At 27.7% G+C, this 21895-nt stretch carries 18 protein-coding genes; 10 read left to right on the forward strand and 8 right to left on the reverse strand.

Features of this window, described 5'->3' with window-relative positions; translation table 11 throughout:
- Positions 1-89: 89 nt before the first annotated feature.
- Both ACQPUW_RS04530 and ACQPUW_RS04535 read left to right on the forward strand, forming a co-directional pair.
- The gene (locus tag ACQPUW_RS04530) at positions 90-731 is read left to right on the forward strand and encodes a hypothetical protein (protein ID WP_430836307.1); all 642 of its coding nucleotides are present in this window, start codon (positions 90-92) and stop codon (positions 729-731) included.
- Between the two features lie 134 nt (positions 732-865).
- Positions 866-1693 (forward strand): hypothetical protein, encoded by an 828-nt coding sequence (locus tag ACQPUW_RS04535; RefSeq protein ID WP_430836308.1) that lies wholly within the window; start codon positions 866-868, stop codon positions 1691-1693.
- Positions 1694-2100: 407 nt separating this feature from the next.
- Here ACQPUW_RS04535 and ACQPUW_RS04540 read toward each other — a convergent pair whose 3' ends face one another.
- From ACQPUW_RS04540 to ACQPUW_RS04550, 3 genes are all read right to left on the reverse strand, one after another.
- Positions 2101-2976 (reverse strand): LysR family transcriptional regulator, encoded by an 876-nt coding sequence (locus ACQPUW_RS04540; protein ID WP_430836309.1) that lies wholly within the window; start codon positions 2974-2976, stop codon positions 2101-2103.
- Between the two features lie 202 nt (positions 2977-3178).
- The gene (locus tag ACQPUW_RS04545) at positions 3179-4807 is read right to left on the reverse strand and encodes an NAD-dependent malic enzyme (RefSeq protein ID WP_430836310.1); all 1629 of its coding nucleotides are present in this window, start codon (positions 4805-4807) and stop codon (positions 3179-3181) included.
- 19 nt (positions 4808-4826) lie between these two features.
- The gene (locus ACQPUW_RS04550; protein WP_430836311.1) at positions 4827-6260 is read right to left on the reverse strand and encodes an anion permease; all 1434 of its coding nucleotides are present in this window, start codon (positions 6258-6260) and stop codon (positions 4827-4829) included.
- A gap of 272 nt (positions 6261-6532) precedes the next feature.
- On the opposite strand from ACQPUW_RS04550, the gene ACQPUW_RS04555 reads away from it, so the two are divergent.
- Positions 6533-8329: an NlpC/P60 family protein gene (locus ACQPUW_RS04555; protein ID WP_430836312.1), complete on the forward strand. Its 1797-nt coding sequence runs from the start codon at positions 6533-6535 to the stop codon at positions 8327-8329.
- Positions 8330-8483: 154 nt separating this feature from the next.
- On the opposite strand, the gene ACQPUW_RS04560 is transcribed toward ACQPUW_RS04555, so the two are convergent.
- On the reverse strand, positions 8484-8753 hold the full coding sequence (locus ACQPUW_RS04560) for a hypothetical protein (protein ID WP_430836313.1): 270 nt from the start codon (positions 8751-8753) through the stop codon (positions 8484-8486).
- A 260-nt stretch (positions 8754-9013) separates the two neighbouring features.
- On the opposite strand from ACQPUW_RS04560, the gene ACQPUW_RS04565 reads away from it, so the two are divergent.
- From ACQPUW_RS04565 to ACQPUW_RS04575, 3 genes are all read left to right on the forward strand, one after another.
- Positions 9014-10315 carry a 2-hydroxyacyl-CoA dehydratase subunit D gene (locus ACQPUW_RS04565; RefSeq protein WP_430836314.1) on the forward strand — a complete coding sequence of 434 codons (1302 nt, stop codon included), beginning with the start codon at positions 9014-9016 and terminating at the stop codon, positions 10313-10315.
- Positions 10290-11954 (forward strand): acyl-CoA dehydratase activase, encoded by a 1665-nt coding sequence (locus tag ACQPUW_RS04570; protein WP_430834586.1) that lies wholly within the window; start codon positions 10290-10292, stop codon positions 11952-11954. The genes ACQPUW_RS04565 and ACQPUW_RS04570 overlap by 26 nt, the downstream gene beginning before the upstream one ends.
- A 268-nt stretch (positions 11955-12222) precedes the next feature.
- On the forward strand, positions 12223-14307 hold the full coding sequence (locus tag ACQPUW_RS04575; protein ID WP_430834585.1) for a YgiQ family radical SAM protein: 2085 nt from the start codon (positions 12223-12225) through the stop codon (positions 14305-14307).
- A gap of 50 nt (positions 14308-14357) precedes the next feature.
- Here the strand turns inward: ACQPUW_RS04575 and ACQPUW_RS04580 are convergent, their stop codons facing one another.
- Both ACQPUW_RS04580 and ACQPUW_RS04585 read right to left on the reverse strand, forming a co-directional pair.
- Entirely contained in the window at positions 14358-14660 is a 303-nt protein-coding gene (locus tag ACQPUW_RS04580; protein WP_430836315.1) for a hypothetical protein, read from the reverse strand.
- A 204-nt stretch (positions 14661-14864) separates the two neighbouring features.
- Positions 14865-15491, reverse strand: coding sequence for a hypothetical protein (locus ACQPUW_RS04585; protein WP_430837275.1), 627 nt, complete (start codon positions 15489-15491; stop codon positions 14865-14867).
- A 191-nt stretch (positions 15492-15682) separates the two neighbouring features.
- On the opposite strand from ACQPUW_RS04585, the gene ACQPUW_RS04590 reads away from it, so the two are divergent.
- A complete protein-coding gene (locus ACQPUW_RS04590; RefSeq protein ID WP_430836316.1) occupies positions 15683-16129 on the forward strand; it encodes a hypothetical protein in 447 nt (148 codons plus the stop codon).
- 111 nt (positions 16130-16240) lie between these two features.
- Here the strand turns inward: ACQPUW_RS04590 and ACQPUW_RS04595 are convergent, their stop codons facing one another.
- Positions 16241-16711, reverse strand: a complete 471-nt coding sequence (locus tag ACQPUW_RS04595) for a hypothetical protein (RefSeq protein ID WP_430836317.1) — start codon at positions 16709-16711, stop codon at positions 16241-16243.
- Between the two features lie 222 nt (positions 16712-16933).
- Between ACQPUW_RS04595 and ACQPUW_RS04600 the strand changes: the two genes are divergently transcribed.
- Genes ACQPUW_RS04600 through bioA form a run of 3 tightly spaced genes read left to right on the forward strand, consistent with a single transcriptional unit; the run spans position 16934 to position 19875 of the window.
- Positions 16934-17497 (forward strand): biotin transporter BioY, encoded by a 564-nt coding sequence (locus ACQPUW_RS04600; RefSeq protein ID WP_430836318.1) that lies wholly within the window; start codon positions 16934-16936, stop codon positions 17495-17497.
- A gap of 15 nt (positions 17498-17512) precedes the next feature.
- The gene (gene bioB / locus ACQPUW_RS04605) at positions 17513-18484 is read left to right on the forward strand and encodes a biotin synthase BioB (RefSeq protein WP_430836319.1); all 972 of its coding nucleotides are present in this window, start codon (positions 17513-17515) and stop codon (positions 18482-18484) included.
- A gap of 14 nt (positions 18485-18498) precedes the next feature.
- Positions 18499-19875: an adenosylmethionine--8-amino-7-oxononanoate transaminase gene (gene bioA / locus ACQPUW_RS04610; RefSeq protein WP_430836320.1), complete on the forward strand. Its 1377-nt coding sequence runs from the start codon at positions 18499-18501 to the stop codon at positions 19873-19875.
- Positions 19876-20050: 175 nt separating this feature from the next.
- Here bioA and ACQPUW_RS04615 read toward each other — a convergent pair whose 3' ends face one another.
- Positions 20051-21805 (reverse strand): glycoside hydrolase family 36 protein, encoded by a 1755-nt coding sequence (locus ACQPUW_RS04615; RefSeq protein ID WP_430836321.1) that lies wholly within the window; start codon positions 21803-21805, stop codon positions 20051-20053.
- Positions 21806-21895 lie beyond the last annotated feature (90 nt).

Genomic DNA, 21895 nt, shown 5'->3' on the forward strand with positions numbered 1-21895 from the left:
CAGTAAGTTACTATTATAAAATAATAGAACTTTGAATATTTATATAATGAAATAATGATAGATTGAAATCAATAGTAGAGGATGTTTAAATGAAATCAATATTAAAAGTGATGATTAATATAGGTGTATGTCTACTAATTTTTGGGGGAGGAGTTTTTGTAAAGGAAGTATTTGAAAAAAGCAATACTTCAGTATCTGTTAGAAATAGTATTCTAGTTTTAATTTATATAATAGGAGCAGCGTTATTTGTTATAAGAGATTTTTTAAAGGTACAAAATAAAAATTATATTATTAATAAAAAGATATTATATGAGTATAGAGAGGATAGGTTTAAAAATATAATTATTATCTTTGCGGTTATAAATATAACTATTATAACTGAATTATTAATGCTTTTTAATATAGATTATATGAAAATAATAGATAGCACTAATTTACTTATTCCATTATATACATTTTTATTTATATCAATTTTAGTATTTACATTTTATTTTATTACTTCATATAACTATAAGAATAAAATATTTGAAGAGGGGATTGAACTTTATACATCAGAATTTAAAAAGTTTAATGAAATAACTAAAATAGTATATGAGAGTACTATGTATGGAACTAGGTGCAAATATAAAATATTTTTTAAAAAAAGAAAAATAACAATCAATATAAATGAAAGTGATTCTAATTATATAAAAGAAATATTAGAGATGGGATCTAATATTAAAGTAGAATAAAAAATAGAAAGTAAAAAGTATGGAGAGTTATAGTAATATTTTAATAGATTAGAAAGATTCGATAATGTAAAAGTATTATTTTATGAGGTATAATTATAGAAATTAATGTTGTATAAATTCAGGAGGAAATTAATATGATTATTGAAATACTTAAGCTAAGTATAGTATTTACTATAGGAATAACTATAATTTTAATAGCTTTTGGACTTATAATAGGACAAGTAGAAAAGAAAAGTAATGAATTAATATATGGTACTTTTGGAAGGTCTGGAATAATTCTTACAGGAATAATTGGAACTACTATACATGAATTTAGTCATTATATAATGTGTAAGTTATTTTTTCACAAAGTAACAGAAGTTAAATGGTTTTCTATAAAATTAGATGGAAGTGGAGAATTAGGACATGTAAGGCATACTTTTAATCCAAAGAATATATATCAAAGAATAGGTAATTTCTTTATAGGTGTGGCCCCAATATTTGTAGGAACTTTGGTGATAATAATAGCTTTAAGACTACTATTACCGAGTACATACTTACAAATAGTAAAAAGTATCAATATAAATGAAATTTCATTATATATAAGTAGCTTAAATTTCATAGAGTTTTTCAAAGAATTATCACATGAGTTATTTATGATACTTAAGTGTTTATTTTCTATAGAAAATTTAGTATCTTTTAAATTTTGGATTTTCATAATTATATCTTTATCAATTAGTAATCATATGTCACTTAGCAGGGCTGATCTTAAGAAGTCTTTAGATGGGATAGGCTTTATATTTTTATTAAGTATATTAATTAGTGCTATTTGTATTTTGTTTGGAATAAATTTCAATAATGTTTTGGTAGAGGTAATTACTTTTAATAGTTTACTTATAGCATTTTTATCAGTAGGATTACTATTTTCAGTAGTAGCTTTGATACTTTCAAAGATTATATGTTTTAAAAGTTATTTATTATAAAAATAAAGAGCAGCTTTACTACTGCTCTTTAATATTAAATTTCAACACTTTGTTAGAAGAGAAGAATAAATTTTTATTTCTCTCTGATTATCATTACAGAGCGTGTCTTTACAGAAATTAGGGGGTGTAAAACACTTAAAGAAAATTCTGCTAAATCAGATTAAATAAAAATAATTAAAATTTATTAAAAACAAATTTATTTCTATGATAAGGTTGACTATTAGAAGACCGATAGATTAATTTGTTTATAAATAAAAAGTGATGATTATAAAGTTATGATATTGTAATTAGCTTATATGATAAACTTTATAAAAATAATTATTTTATATTAGCGTGTGAGTTTTTTGAGTTTATACTACATAATATAAAAAAAAGTAGAGATTTGTTACTACTTTTCATAATATAATTTATTTACTTTTATTGATTATAAGTTCTCTTATGGAATTCTCTTTAGAAGTCATATAATGGTCTCTTTTAGTTGCAAGAGATATATAAAAATCTATCGGATTTAAAAGAGGAATAGCTTTAATTTCAAGTCTTTTACTAACGGCCATATTTATAAGAACTCCAATTCCAAGTCCTGATGCTATAAGAGATTTTGCTGTTTGTATTTCATTAGTATAATATATTTTTTTAGGTGCTATATCATTTTTTATGCATAAATCCTCAAACACTTTATTATGTATATAAGAATTTCCAAGAACTATAAACTGTTCATTTTCAAGATCTTTGAAATTAATTTTTTTGCTTTTAGAGAGTGAATGTTTTTCACTTACACATAGCATAAATTCATCCTTTTTTAATATAACTGAATCTAAAGTCTCATCTGTAATTGGAGAAAGAGAACCAATCAATGATATATCAACTTTTCCAGTAAGCAAAAGCTCCTTCATAGCTAGTGAGCCAGTTTCTACAAACTCAATACACTCTGCAAAACCTTCTGTTAATAGATCCTCTATATAAATAGGAAAGAAATAAGCACCTATTATAGGGGGAATTCCAAGCTTTAATTTATTACTATTTATTTTTGATATTTCAAGTTTTGCTTCATTCATTTGATAGAGTATATTTTGAGCACGTTTTTCAAATACAATTCCCGCTTCAGTTAAAGAAAGTGCTTTTTTTGAGTGGTCTCGTATTATAAGTTTTGCATTTAACTCTTTCTCAAGCCTATGAAGAGACATTGTAATTGATGGCTGTGAAACATAGAGTGCTTCAGCAGTTTTAGTAAAACTTTTTGTATTACATAAAGAATGAAAGTATTCTAGATCTCTAAGATTCATATGTACAACTCCTTTTGTATTAGGATACACTAAGAATTTTATGAATGAATGAACAAAAAGTAAAAATATACTTATAGAAAAAGTAAAAGGTCATAATGAAAGAGTAAAATCTTTTATTATGACCTCAGAGTGTCGGCAAAGTCGATACTCTTTTGTTTTCAAGTAAAATAAGGGATGGTGATTTTATCAATGTACTTTATGATTAATAATTTGCATCCCAAATTTCTTTCTTAACAGCTTCTGTAGCATCTAGTATTTCTTTTCTATTTAAACCTTCTTTAACAGTTTCTGAAACAACAGATATAGCAACTAATTTAGAAGCTTCTTTAAGTTTTGAAACTGGTGGTAATATTGGAGCGCCAGGCTCACTAAGATCTTGAAGAGATACTATTCCGTGTGCTGCTGCAGATAGCATATTATCTGTAACAGTTTTAGCTTTTGCAACAATTATTCCAAGACCAAGTCCAGGGTATAATAAAGCATTATTTGCTTGACCTATAGTGTATGTTATTCCCTTATATTCAACAGGATCTGAAGGACTACCTGTAACTACTAGTGCTCTACCATCTGTCCATTTTATTATATCTGATGCCTTAGCTTCACAAAGTCTTGTTGGATTTGAAATTGGCATAATAGCTGGTCTTTCATTTATTTCTGCCATAGCACGAACAACTTCCTCTGTAAATGCTCTAGGAACTCCTGATGTTCCAATTAAAACTGTTGGCTTTACAGTTCTAATTATTTCTGCAAGGTCAGTTAAAGGTTCTTTTATTTCACCAATTTTTCTTGCATACTTTTCTTGACCATCTGTAAGTCCATCCATGTCTTTTGTAAGAAGACCTTGTCTATCAACTAGGTAGAAATCATTTTTAGCTTCTTCCTCTGTTAAACCACTTCTTATTTTTTCAAATAGTATTTGGTCAGATACTCCAACACCAGCAGTACCACCACCAAAGACTAATATTTTGTGATCTTTTACAGGTATATTAGTTACTTTGGCTACAGCATTTAAAGCAGAAACCATCATAACACCTGTTCCTTGGATATCATCATTAAAGGTACAAATTTTTTCTCTATACTTTTCAAGGATTCTTCTAGCATTATCGCGGCCAAAATCTTCCCAGTGAATAAGAGTATCAGGGAATAATTTTAATGAAGTAGAGACAAACTTATCTATAAAATCATCGTATTTATCACCTCTGATTCTACGATGTTTATTTCCTAGATAGAAAGGATCATTTAAAAGTTTTTCATTATTAGTACCAGCATCAATAACAACTGGAAGTACATTCTTTGGATTAACTCCAGCAGCTACTGTATATACAGCAAGTTTACCAATTGAAATATCAACGCCTTGAACACCCCAATCTCCAATACCAAGGACACCTTCACCATCTGTAACAACTATTAATTTTATCTCTTCAAGATCCTTTAAAGCTGATTTTAATGAAGATTCAATATTATCAGGATCATCAACAGATAAAAATACAGCATCTTTTGGAGTATCAAAAGTTCTAGAGTAATTTATTACTGCATCACCTATAGTTGGTGTATAAATTATAGGAAGAAATTCTGTAACATGCTTTCCTATAGTATAGTAAAATAATGTACGATTTATATTGTATAGATTCATAAGAAATAAATGTTTGTCTAAATTATCTTGTATAGACTTAGTCATTTCATAAACTAATACTTCTTGTTCTTCTATTGTTCTAACAGCACTAGGAAGTAATCCTTTTATATTGTATTTTTCTCTTTCTTCTTCTGTAAAAGCTGTTCCTTTATTTAAGAAAGGATTTCTTAAAATATCTTGTTCTTTTAAAATATTCATAATTAACACTCCTTTAAATTTAATATAATCCAATTACTTTCCACCATAATGAGCCAATTCCAAGCCATATGATGAAGTATAGTATTCCAAGAATAAAGTTTAAGCTCCACCATTTGTTTTGTGGAACATAACCAGTACTGTAAAGTAGAGGGGCAGGACCATTGCTATAATGAGTTGTTGAAGCGAATAGATTTCCAAAGAAAGCTAATGCTAAAGCTGCAAGCATTGGAGGTACACCTTCAGCAAGTGCAATACCAAGAAAAGCTGAATACATAGCACTTACATGGGCAGTAGCACTTGCAAAAATATAATGGCTATAGAAATATACTAAAAGTAAAACAATTAATATTATAGGCCAAGAAAAACCTGTTAAATCTGTTTTTACTATATCTCTAAGGTAAGAAATCAGTCCAAGTTTATTTAATTGATCTGCCATCATTACAAGTACAGAAAACCAAATTAGTACGTCCCAAGCTCCTTTTTCAGATTTTACATCATCAAAGCTTAATATTTTGAAAATTAAAAGTAATGATAATCCTATAAATGCTGTAAGGGTTGGATTAATATCAATTAAACTTCCTACTATCCATAAAATAAGAACTGTAATAAATATTAATGCCATTAGTATTTCATCTTTTTTCATTTTACCCATATTTTTAAGAGCATCTTCTGCAACCTTAGGAGCATCTGGAGTTTCTTTAATTTCTGGTGGGTAAAGTTTGTATATAACAAGTGGTATAACTATTAATGATATAATACCTGGAACAAGGGCAGCTAAAAACCAAGAAGACCAAGTTATATCAATTCCAAAACCTTCTGCAAGTGATTTAGCAAGTGGATTTGCAGCCATGGCTGTCATAAACATAGCAGAAGTAATTATATTCCCATGAAATTCAGAAAACATAAGAAATGATCCAATCTTTCTTGCAGTTCCATCCTTAGGATTAGATTTAAACGTTTTTGCAAGGGATTCAATTATAGGTGTTATAATTCCTCCAGCTCTTGCTGTATTACTAGGTGTTGCTGGTGCTAATATTAAATCACAAAATATTATAGAATAGCAAAGACCTATTGTTTTCTTGCCAAAATGTTTTACAAATTTATAAGCTATTCTAGATCCAAGGCCAGTTTTTATAAAGCCTCTTGATATAAAAAATGCCATAACTATTAGCCATATACTGCTTTGACTAAAGCCACCAAGAGCAGTATTTAATTTAACTGTATTAGTAAGAACTGATAGCGTTAGACCTATTATTGCAACTGCACCTATAGGAAAGGGCTTTAGTATGCAACCAGCTATAGTACCAATAAAAATAGCTAGCATATGCCAAGCAGTTATAGAAACTCCTGTAGGTGGTGGTATGAGCCATATTATTAAACCGATCACAATTGTTATTAAAAATTTTATATAAGTATTAGATAGCAACTGTGATGATTTTTTAGTATTATCCATATTTTAATCTCCTTTCAGGTATTTTATAGTTTTATTATAAAACGATAGTTTCCATAACAGAAATATTGTTTATTTATTTACTTATAAGTATTATTTATAACTAATGATTAGATTGTAAAAGTAATATTTAAGGAATTTTTAAATTGTATTTATATAAGAAAAATTAGATTAAATGTTAAAAATATATCTAAATATTAAATAAAATATTAAATACATAATTTATTCCCTTTTTTTATTATAAAATGTAATATAATCAAAAATGAGGTGATTATATGAAAAAAATAAATAAATTTACAATTGGTGTTATTGTATTTTTTCTTGTTGTAGGTATTAATCTTATTAATACCAAAAAAGTAAATGCAGCTGAAACAATTAAAAATAGTGTGTCGCAGCAATCAAAGACAGGCTGGATTACTAAAGATGGTAAAAGATATTATGTGCAAGCTGATGGAGAACTAGCAAAGTATTGGAATACTATAGATGGAAAAGGATATTACTTTAGTAGTGATGGACAAATGTTAACAGGCTGGATTACAAAAGCAAGTACTGGAGAAAGATATTATTTTAATGAAGATGGAGTAATGCAAACAGGATTCATTAAAGTTGATGGAAATACATATTATATGAACAAAGATGGTGCTATGGTAAAGTATTGGAATGACATAAATGGAAAGACATACTACTTTGATAGCAATGGAGAAATGATAACAGGATGGCTTAGAGAAATAAGCAACAATAAATGGCATTATTTTGATGAAAACGGTGTATTACAACCATCAAAAACAGGTTGGATAAATAGAGATGGTAAAAGATATTATGTACAAGCTAATGGAGATCTAGCAAAGTATTGGACAGAAATAGATGGCAAAATATATTATTTTACAGGAAATAATGAACTTATAACAGGATGGCTTACTGCTAACGATAACAAATATTATTTTAATAAAGATGGAGTAATGCAAACAGGATTCATTAAAGTTGATGGCAATACATATTACATGAACAAAGATGGTGCTATGGTAAAGTATTGGAATGACATAAATGGAAAGACATACTACTTTGATAGCAATGGAGAAATGATAACAGGATGGCTTAGAGAAATAAGCAATAACAAATGGCATTATTTTGATGAAAACGGTGTATTACAACCATCAAAAACAGGTTGGATAAATAGAGATGGTAAAAGATATTATGTACAAGCTAATGGAGATCTAGCAAAGTATTGGACAGAAATAGATGGAAAAACGTATTATTTTACAGGAAGCAATGAACTTATAACAGGATGGCTTAGAGAAACAAGTAACGGTAAATGGCATTATTTTGATGAAAATGGTGTATTACAACCATCAAAGACAGGTTGGATAAATAAATATGGTAAAACATATTATATGCAATCTAATGGAGAATTAGCAAAATACTTGAATGATATAGATGGTAAAACATATTATTTTAATGGCAGTGGAGAAATGTTAACAGGATGGATTCAATTTTCAAGTAATAATAAATGGCGCTATTTTGATAAAGACGGAGAAATGGCAAAATATTGGAATAATATAGATGGTAAGAGATATTACTTTAATGGCAGCGGAGAAATGTTAACAGGATGGCTTGAAGCTGCTGATGATTATTGGTATTATTTAGACCCTAAAGATGGGCATATGATGACTAATACTACTATTGATGGTTATTATATTTCAGAAGATGGAAAACGTGAAGAAAAACGCGAAGATAAAGGCGAAAAAGTAGTTAACTATGCTAAAAAGTTTTTAGGAACAAAATATGTATATGGTGGAACTACTCCTAGTGGTTTTGATTGCTCAGGATTTACTCAGTATGTATATGAACATGCATTAGGAATTGATATTAGTAGAACTACATATACTCAAATAAATCACGGCAAACCGGTATCAAGATCAGATTTAAAAGTTGGAGATTTAGTATTCCCAAGTGCAGGACACGTTGGAATTTATATTGGAAATGGTAAAATAATACATGCACCTCATACAGGAGATGTAGTTAAAATATCTAATATTTGGAGTTTTTATGCAGCAAGAAGAATAATAAACTAAAAAATATTTTATATAAATATGACTTAAAAAAGAGAATATGTATGAATAAGTTATTTTAAAAGATTTAGAACTAAAACAAAAGAGTGTCGAGCTTGTAGACATTCTGAAAGATAGCAAATATTATTTGCTATCTTTCTTTTTAGTACTAAATATATTAAGATTGGTGCACATCAAATCTAAGAAGCTGACACTTAGGAAACTCTCTAACTCTTATTTCTTCTAGAAGATCCTCAAGCTCATCTAAGCTAATATTTAAATATAAAGCCTTCTTAAAGCCTAATTCATGGATTTCTATAGAGTTCTCTTTTTTTATTATAAGAATTTTTCTATCTTTCTTAAATGATTGCACTTCAATAAAATCATTTATATTTAATAGAGGTAGTTTCCTAAATGTTCTAAATATAAGATCTTCTGAATTAATCATCTTTGTTCTCCTTCATAAATATTTATACCCTTTGGAATACTATACAGCTTTATGGTGTTTATTTGAAATACATAAACTTTATAGTAATTATTACATTTAGTTATATAAGATATTTTAATATTTCGTATATTTCTAAAATAATTGTTATCTTTATTAATTTGTTAAATTATTGTACACAGAATGGTAAAAAGAAATGGAGGTATTTGATATATAATAAATAATGTTTTATAAAAATAAAAAATATATATTAAGGAGAAATTATGGACTTTATAAAAATTTATAGTGATATTTTAAAAAAGAATATTGATAATCCAGATAAGGTAAGAAAAATTCTTAAAGCAGGATATAATTTAGAATACATAAATTTAAATTTATTTAGTGATAAGAACCTTCCAAAATCACTTAGGTATTTAGCTAAGCTTTGTATGAAGTTTACTTTAGAGCCATTACGTGATCCAGAAAATACAGCCTTTGTAAATGTATTTACTCCAACAGAGTTTTTACATGCCTTTGATATGCATCCACAACTTATAGAAGCATATTCATCTTATATATCAGGAACAAGATGTGAAGATATGTTTATTGATAAAGCTGAAAGTGTTGGGGTATCTGATAGTCTATGCTCCTATCATAAAACATTTTTAGGGGCAGCTATGAGTAATGTAATCCAAAAACCTAAATTTGCAATTACAACTTCAACTGCTTGCGATGGAAATGTTAATACATTTAGGTGCCTTGCAGATATTTACAAAATAGATAAGTTTGTAATAGATGTTCCTTATGAATACTCAAGAGATTCAGAAAATTATGTAGAGGAACAATTAAAAGAAATGGTGACTTTCATTGAAGATAATACTCATAAAAAATTAGATGAAAACAAATTAAGAGAGATTATCTTAAATGAAAATCAATCTGTTGATTATTACAAAAGATATTTAGAAAGCTTAAAAAATAAGTATTTCCCAAATACATTAACATCAGAAATGTTTAAGGTATTTACAACTCATCCTGGAATGGGAAGAGCAGATACACTTAAGTTTTATAAACTTTTAGCAGAAGATATAGAAAAATATCCAGATGTAAAGGCAAAAAAGAGATTGTTATGGGTTCATTTATTGCCATTTTACAGTGAATCAATAAAGAGTTTCTTAGATACAAATAAAGATTACCAATTGCTTATATCAGATATGAATGCTGATTATTTACATAAATTAGATGTTGATAACCCATATGGATCAATTGCTAAAAAGATAATCTTAAACTCATTTAATGGGCCATATAGTAGAAGAGCTAATAATATATTAGAGCTTTCCAAAGAACTTAATGCAGATGGAGTTATTAATTTCTGTCATTTTGGATGCAAGCAATCAAGTGGTGGTTCATTAATATTAAAAGATTTACTTGAAAAAAATAATATTCCAATGCTTAGCATAGATGGTGATGCAGTAGATAGAAGAAATAGTCAAGAAGGACAAAATAAAACAAGATTAGAAGCCTTCTTTGAAATGATTGATAGAAATGAGGAGGAAGTAAAAGATGATAGCTTGTATGTGCAAATATAGTCCTTTTGCAGTTTTTGATGGATTTTCAGAAGAAGGAATAATTATAGATAGTGAAATAGATCAATTTAATGAATCAGATACTCTTCTTCATCCTAATATGTGCTCTTATAGTAAGGCACTTTTAGATACAATAGCAGAAAAGAAAATTGATAAGGTATTTTTAGTTAATTGTTGTGATTCAATAAGAAGGCTTAAAGATACATTAGAAAAAATACCATCAATAAAATTTGTTTATATGATGGATCTTCCAAGAAAAAATAATTGCTGTGCTAAAAATATATTAAAAAATGAGATACTAAAATTTATAGATGCATATGAAAAATTTAGTGGTGAAAAGTTTGATGTTAGTAAATTCAATAAGGGACTTTATAAATATTTAGATTCAAATAAAAGCCCAGATAAGCCATACATTGCGGTTATTGGCGCTAAAGCATCAAAGGATTTTCTACATAAAGTAGAAGATTCTTTAGATTATCCATTAATAAATCATACTTGCTCTAGGGAGCATTATTTAACAGAAGTAAAAAACTTTAATGAAAAAGAAGAAGCTATAGCCTGGTATGCTGATGAAATACTAGGATATACTCCTTGTATGAGAATGGAAGATACTACAAATAGAAGAGCATTAACAGAAGATCCAAATCTTAAAGGGATAATATATCATACAGTTAAGTTCTGTGATCACTATTCATTTGAGTACATAAATCTTCAAAGAGGAGAAATACCAGTATTAAAGATTGAAACTGATCTTACAAATCAAAGTAATGGACAAATTAAAACACGTATAGAAGCATTTAATGAGCAGTTAAGTGGAGGAAATATTAAAATGAAGAAAATAATAGATAAAGATAAAATATATGTTATGGGTATAGATAGTGGATCAACTTCTACCAATGTAATTATTTTAGATAAGAATAAGAAAATTTTAAGTAGTATAATAGTAAAAACTGGAGCAAAGAGCATGGACTCTGCAAATAAGGCATTAGAGTGTGCCCTTAAAGAATCAGGACTTAATAAAGATGATATGACACTTATAGTTGGAACAGGCTATGGAAGATATAATATACCTTTTGTAGATGAGAATGTAACTGAAATAACATGTCATGGAAGAGGAGCACATTTTTTAAATCCTGAAGTTAGAACTATAATTGATATCGGAGGTCAAGATAGCAAAGCTATAGGACTTGATGAAAATGGTAATGTAAAGAGTTTTGTTATGAATGATAAATGTGCAGCTGGAACAGGAAGATTTTTAGAGATGATAGCAAAGACATTAGAAATAGATTTACAAAAGATGTCAGAGGAAGGGTTATCATATAAAGAAGATTTAACAATAACAAGTGTTTGTTCAGTATTTGCAGAATCAGAAGTTGTATCTTTAATTGCAGATAATAAAGAAAGAAAAGATATTATTCATGGAGTTAATAAGTCAATTGCTACAAAAACAGTTGGACTAGTTGAAAGAGTTGGAAGACATGAAAAGTATATGATGACAGGTGGAGTTGCTAAAAATAAAGGAGTAATTAAAGCTATAGAGGAAAAATTAAATAGCAAATTATTTATAGCAGATGAACCGCAAATATGTGGAGCACTTGGTGCAGCACTTATAGGACTTGATAAAATTTTAGAAGAAATATAATTAAAATAGCTTCAGAGAGTTATAAAATCTCTGAGGCTATTTTTTTATTATAGGGAAAGGTAATCTTAATTTATAATTATAGAAGTTTGTTTAAATTTGATATCTATAAGTATTAATTACTACAATATCCAACAAAAATAATAAAAAATTTAAAAAATTTTATTTTTTTATTAAATTAAAGTATTATAATAGAGAAATATGATTTATAATAGTAAGCTGGACTTAAATATGAGTAATTATGTTAATAATATAGATAGAAGGTGATAATATGACAGATAATAGATTTTTACCAATAAGTAAAAAAGATATGGAAGATAGAGGTTGGGAACAATGTGACTTTATAATAGTTACAGGGGATGCATATATAGACCATCATAGTTTTGGTACTGCAATTATTTCTAGAGTATTAGAAAATGCAGGATATAAGGTAGGAATAATAGCTCAACCAGATTGGCATAGCACAGATGATTTTAAAAAACTTGGTAGACCAAGACTTGGATTCTTAGTAAATGGTGGTAACATGGACCCTATGGTTAACCATTATTCTGTTAGTAAGAGAAGAAGAGATAAGGATTTATATACTCCAGGTGGAAAGATGGGAGCTAGACCAGATAGAGCCACTATTGTTTACTGTAATAAAATTAGAGAGGCGTACAAGCATGTAAATCTTATGATTGGTGGTCTTGAAGCAAGTCTTAGGAGACTAGCTCACTATGATTATTGGAGTGATACTGTAAAAAACTCAATACTTATAGATAGTGGAGCAGATCTACTTATGTATGGTATGAGTGAAAAGCAAGTAGTTGAAATTGCAAATTGCTTAAATGATGGATTTGAAGCTAAATATGTAAGACACGTAAATGGTACTTGTTATGCAGTTGAATCATTAGATGAAGTTTATACAGATTATGTTGAGCTTCCATCTTGCGAAGAGGTATCAGAAAATAAGAGAAAGTATGCAGAAGCATTTAAAAAGCAATACGATGAGCAAGATCCTATAAGAGGAAAGCAACTTATTCAAAAGCATGGTAATAGATATGTTGTTGTAAATAAACCAGAGATGCCACTTACAAGAGAAGAACTTGATGAAGTTTATGCACTTCCATATGCTAAAAGCTATCATCCTGTTTATGAAAAAGATGGTGGAATTGCAGCGATTGAAGAAGTTAAGTTCTCAATAGTAAGCTCAAGAGGATGTTTTGGTAACTGTAACTTCTGTGCTATAACTTTCCACCAAGGTAGAGCAGTTCAAAGTAGAAGTGAAGAATCAATACTTGAAGAAGCAGTTGAAATAACAAATATGAAAGACTTTAAGGGATATATTCATGATGTTGGTGGTCCTACTGCAAACTTTAGAAAGCCAGCATGTAACCATCAGCTTACTATAGGAGCATGTAAGAACAAGCAATGTTTAACTCCAGGTGTATGTAAGAACATGGATGTAGATCATACTGAGTATTTAAACTTACTTAGAAAGATAAGAAAACTTCCTAAGGTTAAGAAAGCATTCGTTCGTTCAGGTCTTAGATATGATTATATAATGGCTGATAAGAATGATACATTCTTTAGAGAGCTAGTAGAGCATCATGTAAGTGGTCAACTTAAAGTTGCACCAGAACATGTAGCACCAGAGGCTCTAAAGTATATGGGTAAACCATCAGGAAAAACTTACGATAACTTTAGAGAAAAATTCTTTAAGATAAATAGACAGCTTGGAAAAGAGCAATACTTAATTCCATACTTAATGTCAAGTCATCCAGGTTGTGGATTAAAGGAAGCAGTTCAACTTGCAGAATACTTAAGAGATACTAAGTATCAACCAGAACAAGTTCAAGACTTCTATCCAACTCCAGGAACAATGTCAACTACAATGTTCTATACAGGACTTGATCCATTAACAATGAAGGAAGTATATGTTCCAAAAACTAGAGAAGAAAAGGCTATGCAAAGAGCGCTTTTACAATTTAAAAATCCTAAGAATTATAACTTAGTTTATGATGCTTTAGTTAAAGCTGGAAGAGAAGATTTAATTGGTAATGGACCAAAATGTTTAATTCAATCAAAAGAAACTAGATATCTTGCAAGTACTAGAGGCTTTGGACATGGAAATTCTTCAGGATATAAGGGAAAGAAGAAAAACAACTCTAAAGGCAAAGATAATGATACTAGAAGAAGTAGTAAATCAAACAGTACTTCTCAAAATAAGGGAAGAGGAAAAGCTGGAAATAGAGAAAAATTTGCAGATACTGATCCAAGAGGAAAGAGAGATCAAAGACCAAAGGATGACTCACCAAGGTATAAAGGTAAAAAGAGTAGAGGACCTGCAAGACTTAGAGTTAAAAAGAAGAGATAAAAAAGAAAAAGCATATTTAGAATTAATTCTAAATATGCTTTTTAATTATATTAAACTGAAAATGCATCAACAGTTTTATGTTCATATGGACACGTTTTTTTAGAGTGTTTAATTATTCTTTTCTTTGAAAGATAAGAACATATTGAATCAATGTATTTAGACGGATCAGATGAGTTCATACTATCATTTAGCAGTAAAGTAGCTTTTAAGTGGCTATAAGACACTGAATTTAGCATTGCATCAATTTCATGAGATGTAAAAGGCTTACCAGGATTTGATGATAAAAATAAGTTAACATCATTAGCTAGTGAGTAAAGTACTTTATCTTGATTATCATTTACTTTTGTATTCATTTAAATCACTCCTTAATATAAAATTCAATCTATTTTATTTTACTATTAGCATTTACAAAAAAAGTTGTCCATGTAAATGTTTACTATAATATAAGTATAGCAAATACTTAAGAAAAATCAATGAGAAATATAAAAAGATTTATTTAAAATTTATATGATAATATATGAAAAAAGATGCATTAACTATGCATCTTTTCTCATATATTATATTTCTACTTTTTCTAAATTACTTCTTCTATTATCTAGAGGATTAAGGTTTATATGGTGAATAGTTTCACTATCACTTGGCTTCATAATGATTCTATCTAAATGGATTCTTCCATCTGGTGTGTTAGCTATAACACATATATCATTATTATTTCTATAGTAAACCCAGCTATAATCATCGTTTACTACAGTATGTAAGTCTGATGATGATATTAATGCTTTTGCTTGTTCTTTTCCGTATTTATCTTTTAGACTTATAGCAAATGTATCAGCATCTATCTTTTCATATTCATTTTTTGTATTTCTTTGAACTATCTCTAAGTTACATCTTCTGTTATCTAGAGTATCTCCATTTATGTGTCTAATTGGAGTAGTGCTAGAAACGTTTAGTATTATACTTTGTAAACTTTGCTTTAAAGGTTTATTCTTCTTATTTTTTTTAGTATTACTTATGCTTAATACTAGATAATTATTAAAATCTTTATTCCATTCAGCAAACCAAGTTCCAATAGATTTAACACTATCAAGGTCTGAGCTATCTATTTTAGCAATAAGTTCATCACCATTTTTCTTTAATATTGTTATAAAAGTAACGCCTTCTTCTGTCTTAAAATTGTTCTCTATATTTTTGTAATTATTTTTAATTTTAAACACCTCTTCTTATATTAATTAGCATCACTAAGTATATCAGAATTAGGATTAAAAAGATATATAATAAAAAAATAGAGACTTAAAGATAATATTTTTACAATTACTATATTAAATTGATATAATAGATATGTTGTAATGTAGACTTAGATATGGGGGGGACAATAATGGATATTATAGATTTTAATAAGGTATATAGGGATAAGATAGAGAAGAAAGCATATGAGAGTCTAAGTGTTGTAAAACTTGATGATGATAGCTATTTAATAAATGATAATAGTTCATTTTCAGATGATATAGAGTATGATTTTATAAAGGATAGTAGATTTAACGAAGAACTTGCAAATCAAATAAAAGAAATGAAATGCAAAGAAGGAGATTGTCTAAGCGTTACTATAAAGTACTATAATGAGAATGATAGAAATGTATTAGAACTTGTAAATTTATCAAGTGAAGAAGTTATAGAACTTAATGTAGATATGAATTTAGATTATGATACAAGAGGAAAAGTAGTGAATTTTATAGCTTATAATTTAGATAAGGATGATTTAGCAGTTTCATTTTATCTTCATTATAATTTTGAACTTTTACGTGACTTAGTTGAATCAATATAAAAAATTATATTATAAAAATCTAATATAATGGTTAGAAATTATACATATTATGATGATTTTAATATTTAAACTAAAAAAGATAATTAATTTAAATTAATTATCTTTTTTAGTTTAAATATTATTAAGATCAATAGTATTACAGTCTATATCAGGATATAAAGTTTTATCTACTGGTAATACTTTAAATATACTATCATCTTTTTTAAATTTACTATTTGAAGTAAGTTTATATCCATACATTCTTGGAAGATTTATAAATTCTACAAGTTTATTATCTTTTATAAATCCAAGCATAACAATATTTTCATCATGGCTTATATTAAAATTTTTATTATAAGTAGTAACATTTTCATCTTTTAAAATATCTCTTGGATTTGAATAAGGATTAAAAGCAAATAAAGTATCCCAATCAAATTTTGTGATTTTAGATAAGTCTAAATAAGCAGATGAGTCTATAGATTTAATAATTTGATTTTTCAAATCTATGTTTTCTTTTGTTATATTAGATTTAACAAATAAGATATAGAATAATGAAAGTACGGTTATAGTTAGTAATGATATGAATAATTTCTTTTTTAACATATAATCCTCCAAAAATAAATATAAATTGCTTAACTTATATCAAAATTATACCATAATTAAAATTAAATGTAATAATAAGATGTGAAGTATTAAAAGGTGATAGATAGAAAATAGTATAATTTTATTGTCACCCAATTAAGAAAAATATGGTTGACAATATAAAAAACAAAAGGTATTATTTTAATATACTTTGACAATCAAAATATATTTGGAGGAATTTTTATGAATTTAAAGACAAGAGATTTAACGCTTATTGCGATGTTTGCAGCGCTTACAGCTATAGGAGCATTTATTAGAATACCACTTCCTATAGTTCCATTTACACTTCAGTATTTCTTTTGTGCATTAGGTGCAATTATTCTTGGAAGTAAGAAGGGTGCTCTTGCACAAATATTATATGTAGGAATTGGACTTATAGGTATTCCAGTATTTACAAAAGGTGGAGGACCACAATACATACTTCAACCAACTTTCGGATACTTGATAGGATTTATATTAGGAGCATTTATAATTGGAAAGATAACTGAAAATATGAAAGAGTTAAATATAAAGAAAATTTTTATAGCATGTATTATGGGACTGTCTGTAGTTTATTTATTTGGAGTAATTCATATGTTTATTATTTATAATTTTTACTTAGGACAAGCTATGGGTGTATGGACAGCTATTACTGTTGGAGCAATATCATGCTTACCTAGTGATTTATTACTAAGCTTTATAATTTCATTAGTTGGATCAAAAGTTGTACCTACCCTTAGAAGACTAGGTTATGCAGATGCAAGATAAGGAGAAATAGATAATATGGATTTTATAAATGAAATAAAATTAAAAGTTTTAAATGGGTATAAGGTAAGTAAAGATGATGCTTTAAAGTTATATTTAGAGAAGCCTGAAGAACTTTATAAAGCTGCCAATTGTATAAGAGAAAAACTATGTGGTAATAAAGTTGATCTGTGTTCTATTATCAATGGTAAAAGTGGAAAGTGTACAGAAAACTGTAAATATTGTGCTCAATCAATTCACTTTAATACTGGCGTAGAAGAGTATAAATTATTACCTTATGAAGAAATAAAAAAGAGTGCTAAGGAGAATGAAGAGGGTAATCTAGACAGATTCTCTATAGTAACTTCTGGAAAAGGATTAAAAGGAAGAGAGTTTGAAGATGTTTTAGGTTACTATAAAAAATTAAATGAAGAATGTAATATAAAGCTTTGTGCTTCTCATGGAATATTAGATAGAGATTCATTATTAAAATTAAAAGAAGCTGGAGTTTTAAGATATCATCACAATATAGAAACATCAAGAAATTACTATAAAGAGATATGTACTACACATACTTTTGATAACAGAATTAATACAATAAATTTTGCGAAAGAGATAGGATTAGAAGTTTGTTCAGGTGGAATTATAGGGCTTGGAGAGACAATAGAGGATAGAATAGATATGGCAATAGAACTTAGAGAGTTAAATATAGTATCTATTCCAGTTAATGCTTTAATGCAAATAAAAGGAACTCCTCTAGAAGATAATGTTCCATTAAAGGAAGAGGAGATATTAAAGACTATAGCGTTATTTAGATTTATAAATCCTAAAGCTAATATAAGACTTGCAGCAGGAAGAAATCTTTTAGAAAACTATGGAGAAAAAGCATTTAAGGCTGGGGCTAATGCAACTATATCAGGAAATCTACTTACTACATGTGGTAGTAATATTAAAAAAGATAGAGATATGATAAAGGCTTTAGGATTAGAAGTAAAGGAAGATACTGTTTAAGAGAGGTAAATATAATGAATTTAGTTGAAAAAGACTTAAAATATATATGGCATCCATGTTCTCAAATGAAAGACTATGAAACATTAAAACCTATAGTAATAGAAAAAGGTGAAGGCGTATACCTTTATGATATAGATGGTAATAAATATTTAGATGCAATAAGTTCATGGTGGTGTAATTTACTTGGTCATTCTAATAAAAGAATAAATAAAGCAATAAATGATCAAGTAAATAAAATAGAGCATGTTATATTTGCAAACTTTTCAAATATACCAGCAATAGAATTATCAGAGAGATTAGTAAAGATAACTCCAGATAGATTAGAAAAATTATTCTTTGTAGATAATGGATCAGCAGCAGTTGAAACGGCTCTAAAAATGAGTTTTCATTATCATCAACAGCTAGGAAAAGTTAAAAAGAAAAGATTTGTAGCAATAACTGATGCTTATCACGGAGAGACTTTAGCTGCATTATCAATGAGTGATTTAGATATATATAGTAAAGTATATAAACCTCTTATGCTTGATACTATAAGAGTTACTGGACCAGATTGCTATAGATGCTCATTTAATAAAGATAGAGATACTTGTAATAGTGAGTGCTTTATTGATATGCAGAAAAAAATAGAGGATAAGCATGAAGAAATATCAGCAATTATAATAGAACCAATGCTTCAAGGTGCAGCTGGTATGAAAATATACTCTCCTATGTATTTAAAGAAATTAAGAGAATTATGTGATAAATATGATATAAATTTAATAGCTGATGAAATAGCTGTAGGATTTGGTAGAACAGGAAAAATGTTTGCTTGTGAACATGCAGATATAAGTCCAGATATTATGTGTATATCAAAAGGTCTAACAGCTGGATACTTGCCAATGGCAATTACTATGACATCAAATAAAATATATGATGTTTTTTATGGAGATTATAATGAGAATAAAGCATTTTTACATTCACATACTTATTCGGGGAATGCTCTTGGATGTGCAGTAGCTTTAGAGGTACTTAAGATATTTGAAGAAGAAAATATTTTAGAAATGGTAAATAAAAAGGGAAAATTACTAAATGATTTATTAAAAAAGGAATTAAGAGATCATCCACTAGTTGGAGAGATAAGAAATATTGGTATGATAAATGGAATAGAGCTCGTAAGAAACAAGAATACAAAAGATGGATTTCCAAGCGAGATGAGAGTAGGATATGAAATATTTAAAATAGCATTGAAAAAGGGAGTGTTACTTAGACCTCTTGGAAATGTAATATATTTTAATCCTCCTTATGTAATTAGTGAAGAAGAAATGATAGAATTAGTTATTAAGTGTAAAGAAAGCATTGATTTATGGGAAATTACTGAAAATAATGATACACTATCATATAAGGGAAAATAGGATATTAGATTTAGCCTTAATGAAGTAATATAAGATTAAAGAATAATAAAGAAGGTAAAAAATATTTAATTCCTCAAAAAATTATTATTTCTGAGGAATTAAATTTACCTAGTTTCTTGAAATATAGTCTATAATAGAACTGAAATTGAAATTTATACTTACATTTAAAAGTAGATTATTTAAATTCGCAAGCAGAAGAAGGTGGAAGTGAGAAATTATTGTAACCTATTTTTATATCTACTAAATCATTAAATAGAATATCTCCAGTACAATTATAGATAGTTAAATTCTTTTTAATAGGTGTATCCTTATTCATTATGTGCAAGCAATTTGAAGAAGTACCATTTACAAATACCATGTTTTTATAAATTTTATCAATGTCTATAATTTCACTACTATGATAAGAACATACAAATGTATCCTTAAATATTCCTTTAATTACGTTAAATCTGCAATTAGGATTTAACGGAATAAAATCACCATTAATAAATGCATCACGATATTTATTCCATAAACTTAGATAGAATTTTAACATCTTATAATGTTCTTTAGGAATCCTATCAATAAGCATTGAAATTTGAGGGACACTAAAAAGTACATTTATTAATTGAAGTGAAGCACTTTCAACTGTATCTTTATAATTCCACATTATCATATCTGAATGAACAGCTGAATTTCCTGATATTAATCGTATATCAGTAACTCTAATACGGTTTTCTAAATCATCTAGTGGACAATCAACAGCTCTAAATATATTTCCATAAGTCCTCATCATTGGTCCATTATATGTTTGCCTAAATTCTAGCATTATATTGGGTTTTATGTTTTTAAGTTTACTTATACAGTCTTTTAAAAGTCTATCAGAGGCTTCGGTTATTGATGAATAATCTCGTCTGTTATCGTATTCATTTCCACTAAATGGAGTAACAACAAACTCATCAACAAAATCAAGCTTAAATCCATCTAAGTCCCAATTTATAAGTGCAGTTTCATAAATATTTATAATATAGTCACGTACTTCTTTATAACGAGGATCTAAAACATACCAATCACGATTATTTTTAGGGTCTATAATCATATCATTAAATTTTTCGAAGGCTTTCGAGTATTTGCCAATGAATGGAACACTATACCATACAAGTATATTCATACCTTCTTTGTGTACATTATCAGTAAAAGTTCTCATTTCCTTAATTTTAGAAGAAGATTGCCAATCTCCACAATAAGCATATCCACGGTTATTATTATCTGTTTGCCAACCATCATCAATAATAATTGATTTTAATCCAAGGTCTTTTGATAATTTACATTGATTTATTAATTCTTGTTCATCAAGAATTTGGTGAAAACTATACCATGATGAATACATTGCTTCCTTTGCAAGGGGAGGAACATATGCAGGAGTATTATTTTCTAAGCTTTCCCACCAAAGTGATACATCAGACAATGAGCTAAAATAAGGAATTTTTCTTCTATCAATTCGTATATCTAATGAGTAACTCTTTGTCTTTGTATCACAATTTTCAAATAGCTTAATAGAATATTCAAATTCAGCTGTTTCTTCAGAAATAACAGATTGAAATTTAATTGTATTTAGAGTATCTGACAAAGCAAACGTAAATCTATTTTCGTTACTGTTAGACATTAAACATTCAATAGGGGCACCTGTAAAGGCATTACAGGTATTTAAGTTATTAAACCAATCTAGATTTAATGACTGATTTAAATGTATTTTTGGATTCCATTTATAATGTATATCTATTGCTGGTATAAATAGTTTAATAGTAAGCTCTGGGAAAATAATTTCTTTATCATTATTAATATCTATAGTGATATATTCGATACCACTATCATCAATTCTATAGGTTTTATTTATATTTACTTTTGATTGATCATAAGAAATATCAAATTTGAGTCCATTTATATTCATAGTAGCCTCCTTAAAATTTTATATTAAACGTATCTTAATAAAGATAATAAAGGAAACTATACAATTTTAAAATGTGTTTTTATGACATAA

Origin of the sequence: Clostridium sardiniense (genome assembly GCF_050584765.1) — a bacterium.
In the GTDB taxonomy this organism is placed as follows: Bacteria; Bacillota; Clostridia; order Clostridiales; family Clostridiaceae; genus Clostridium; species Clostridium sardiniense_A.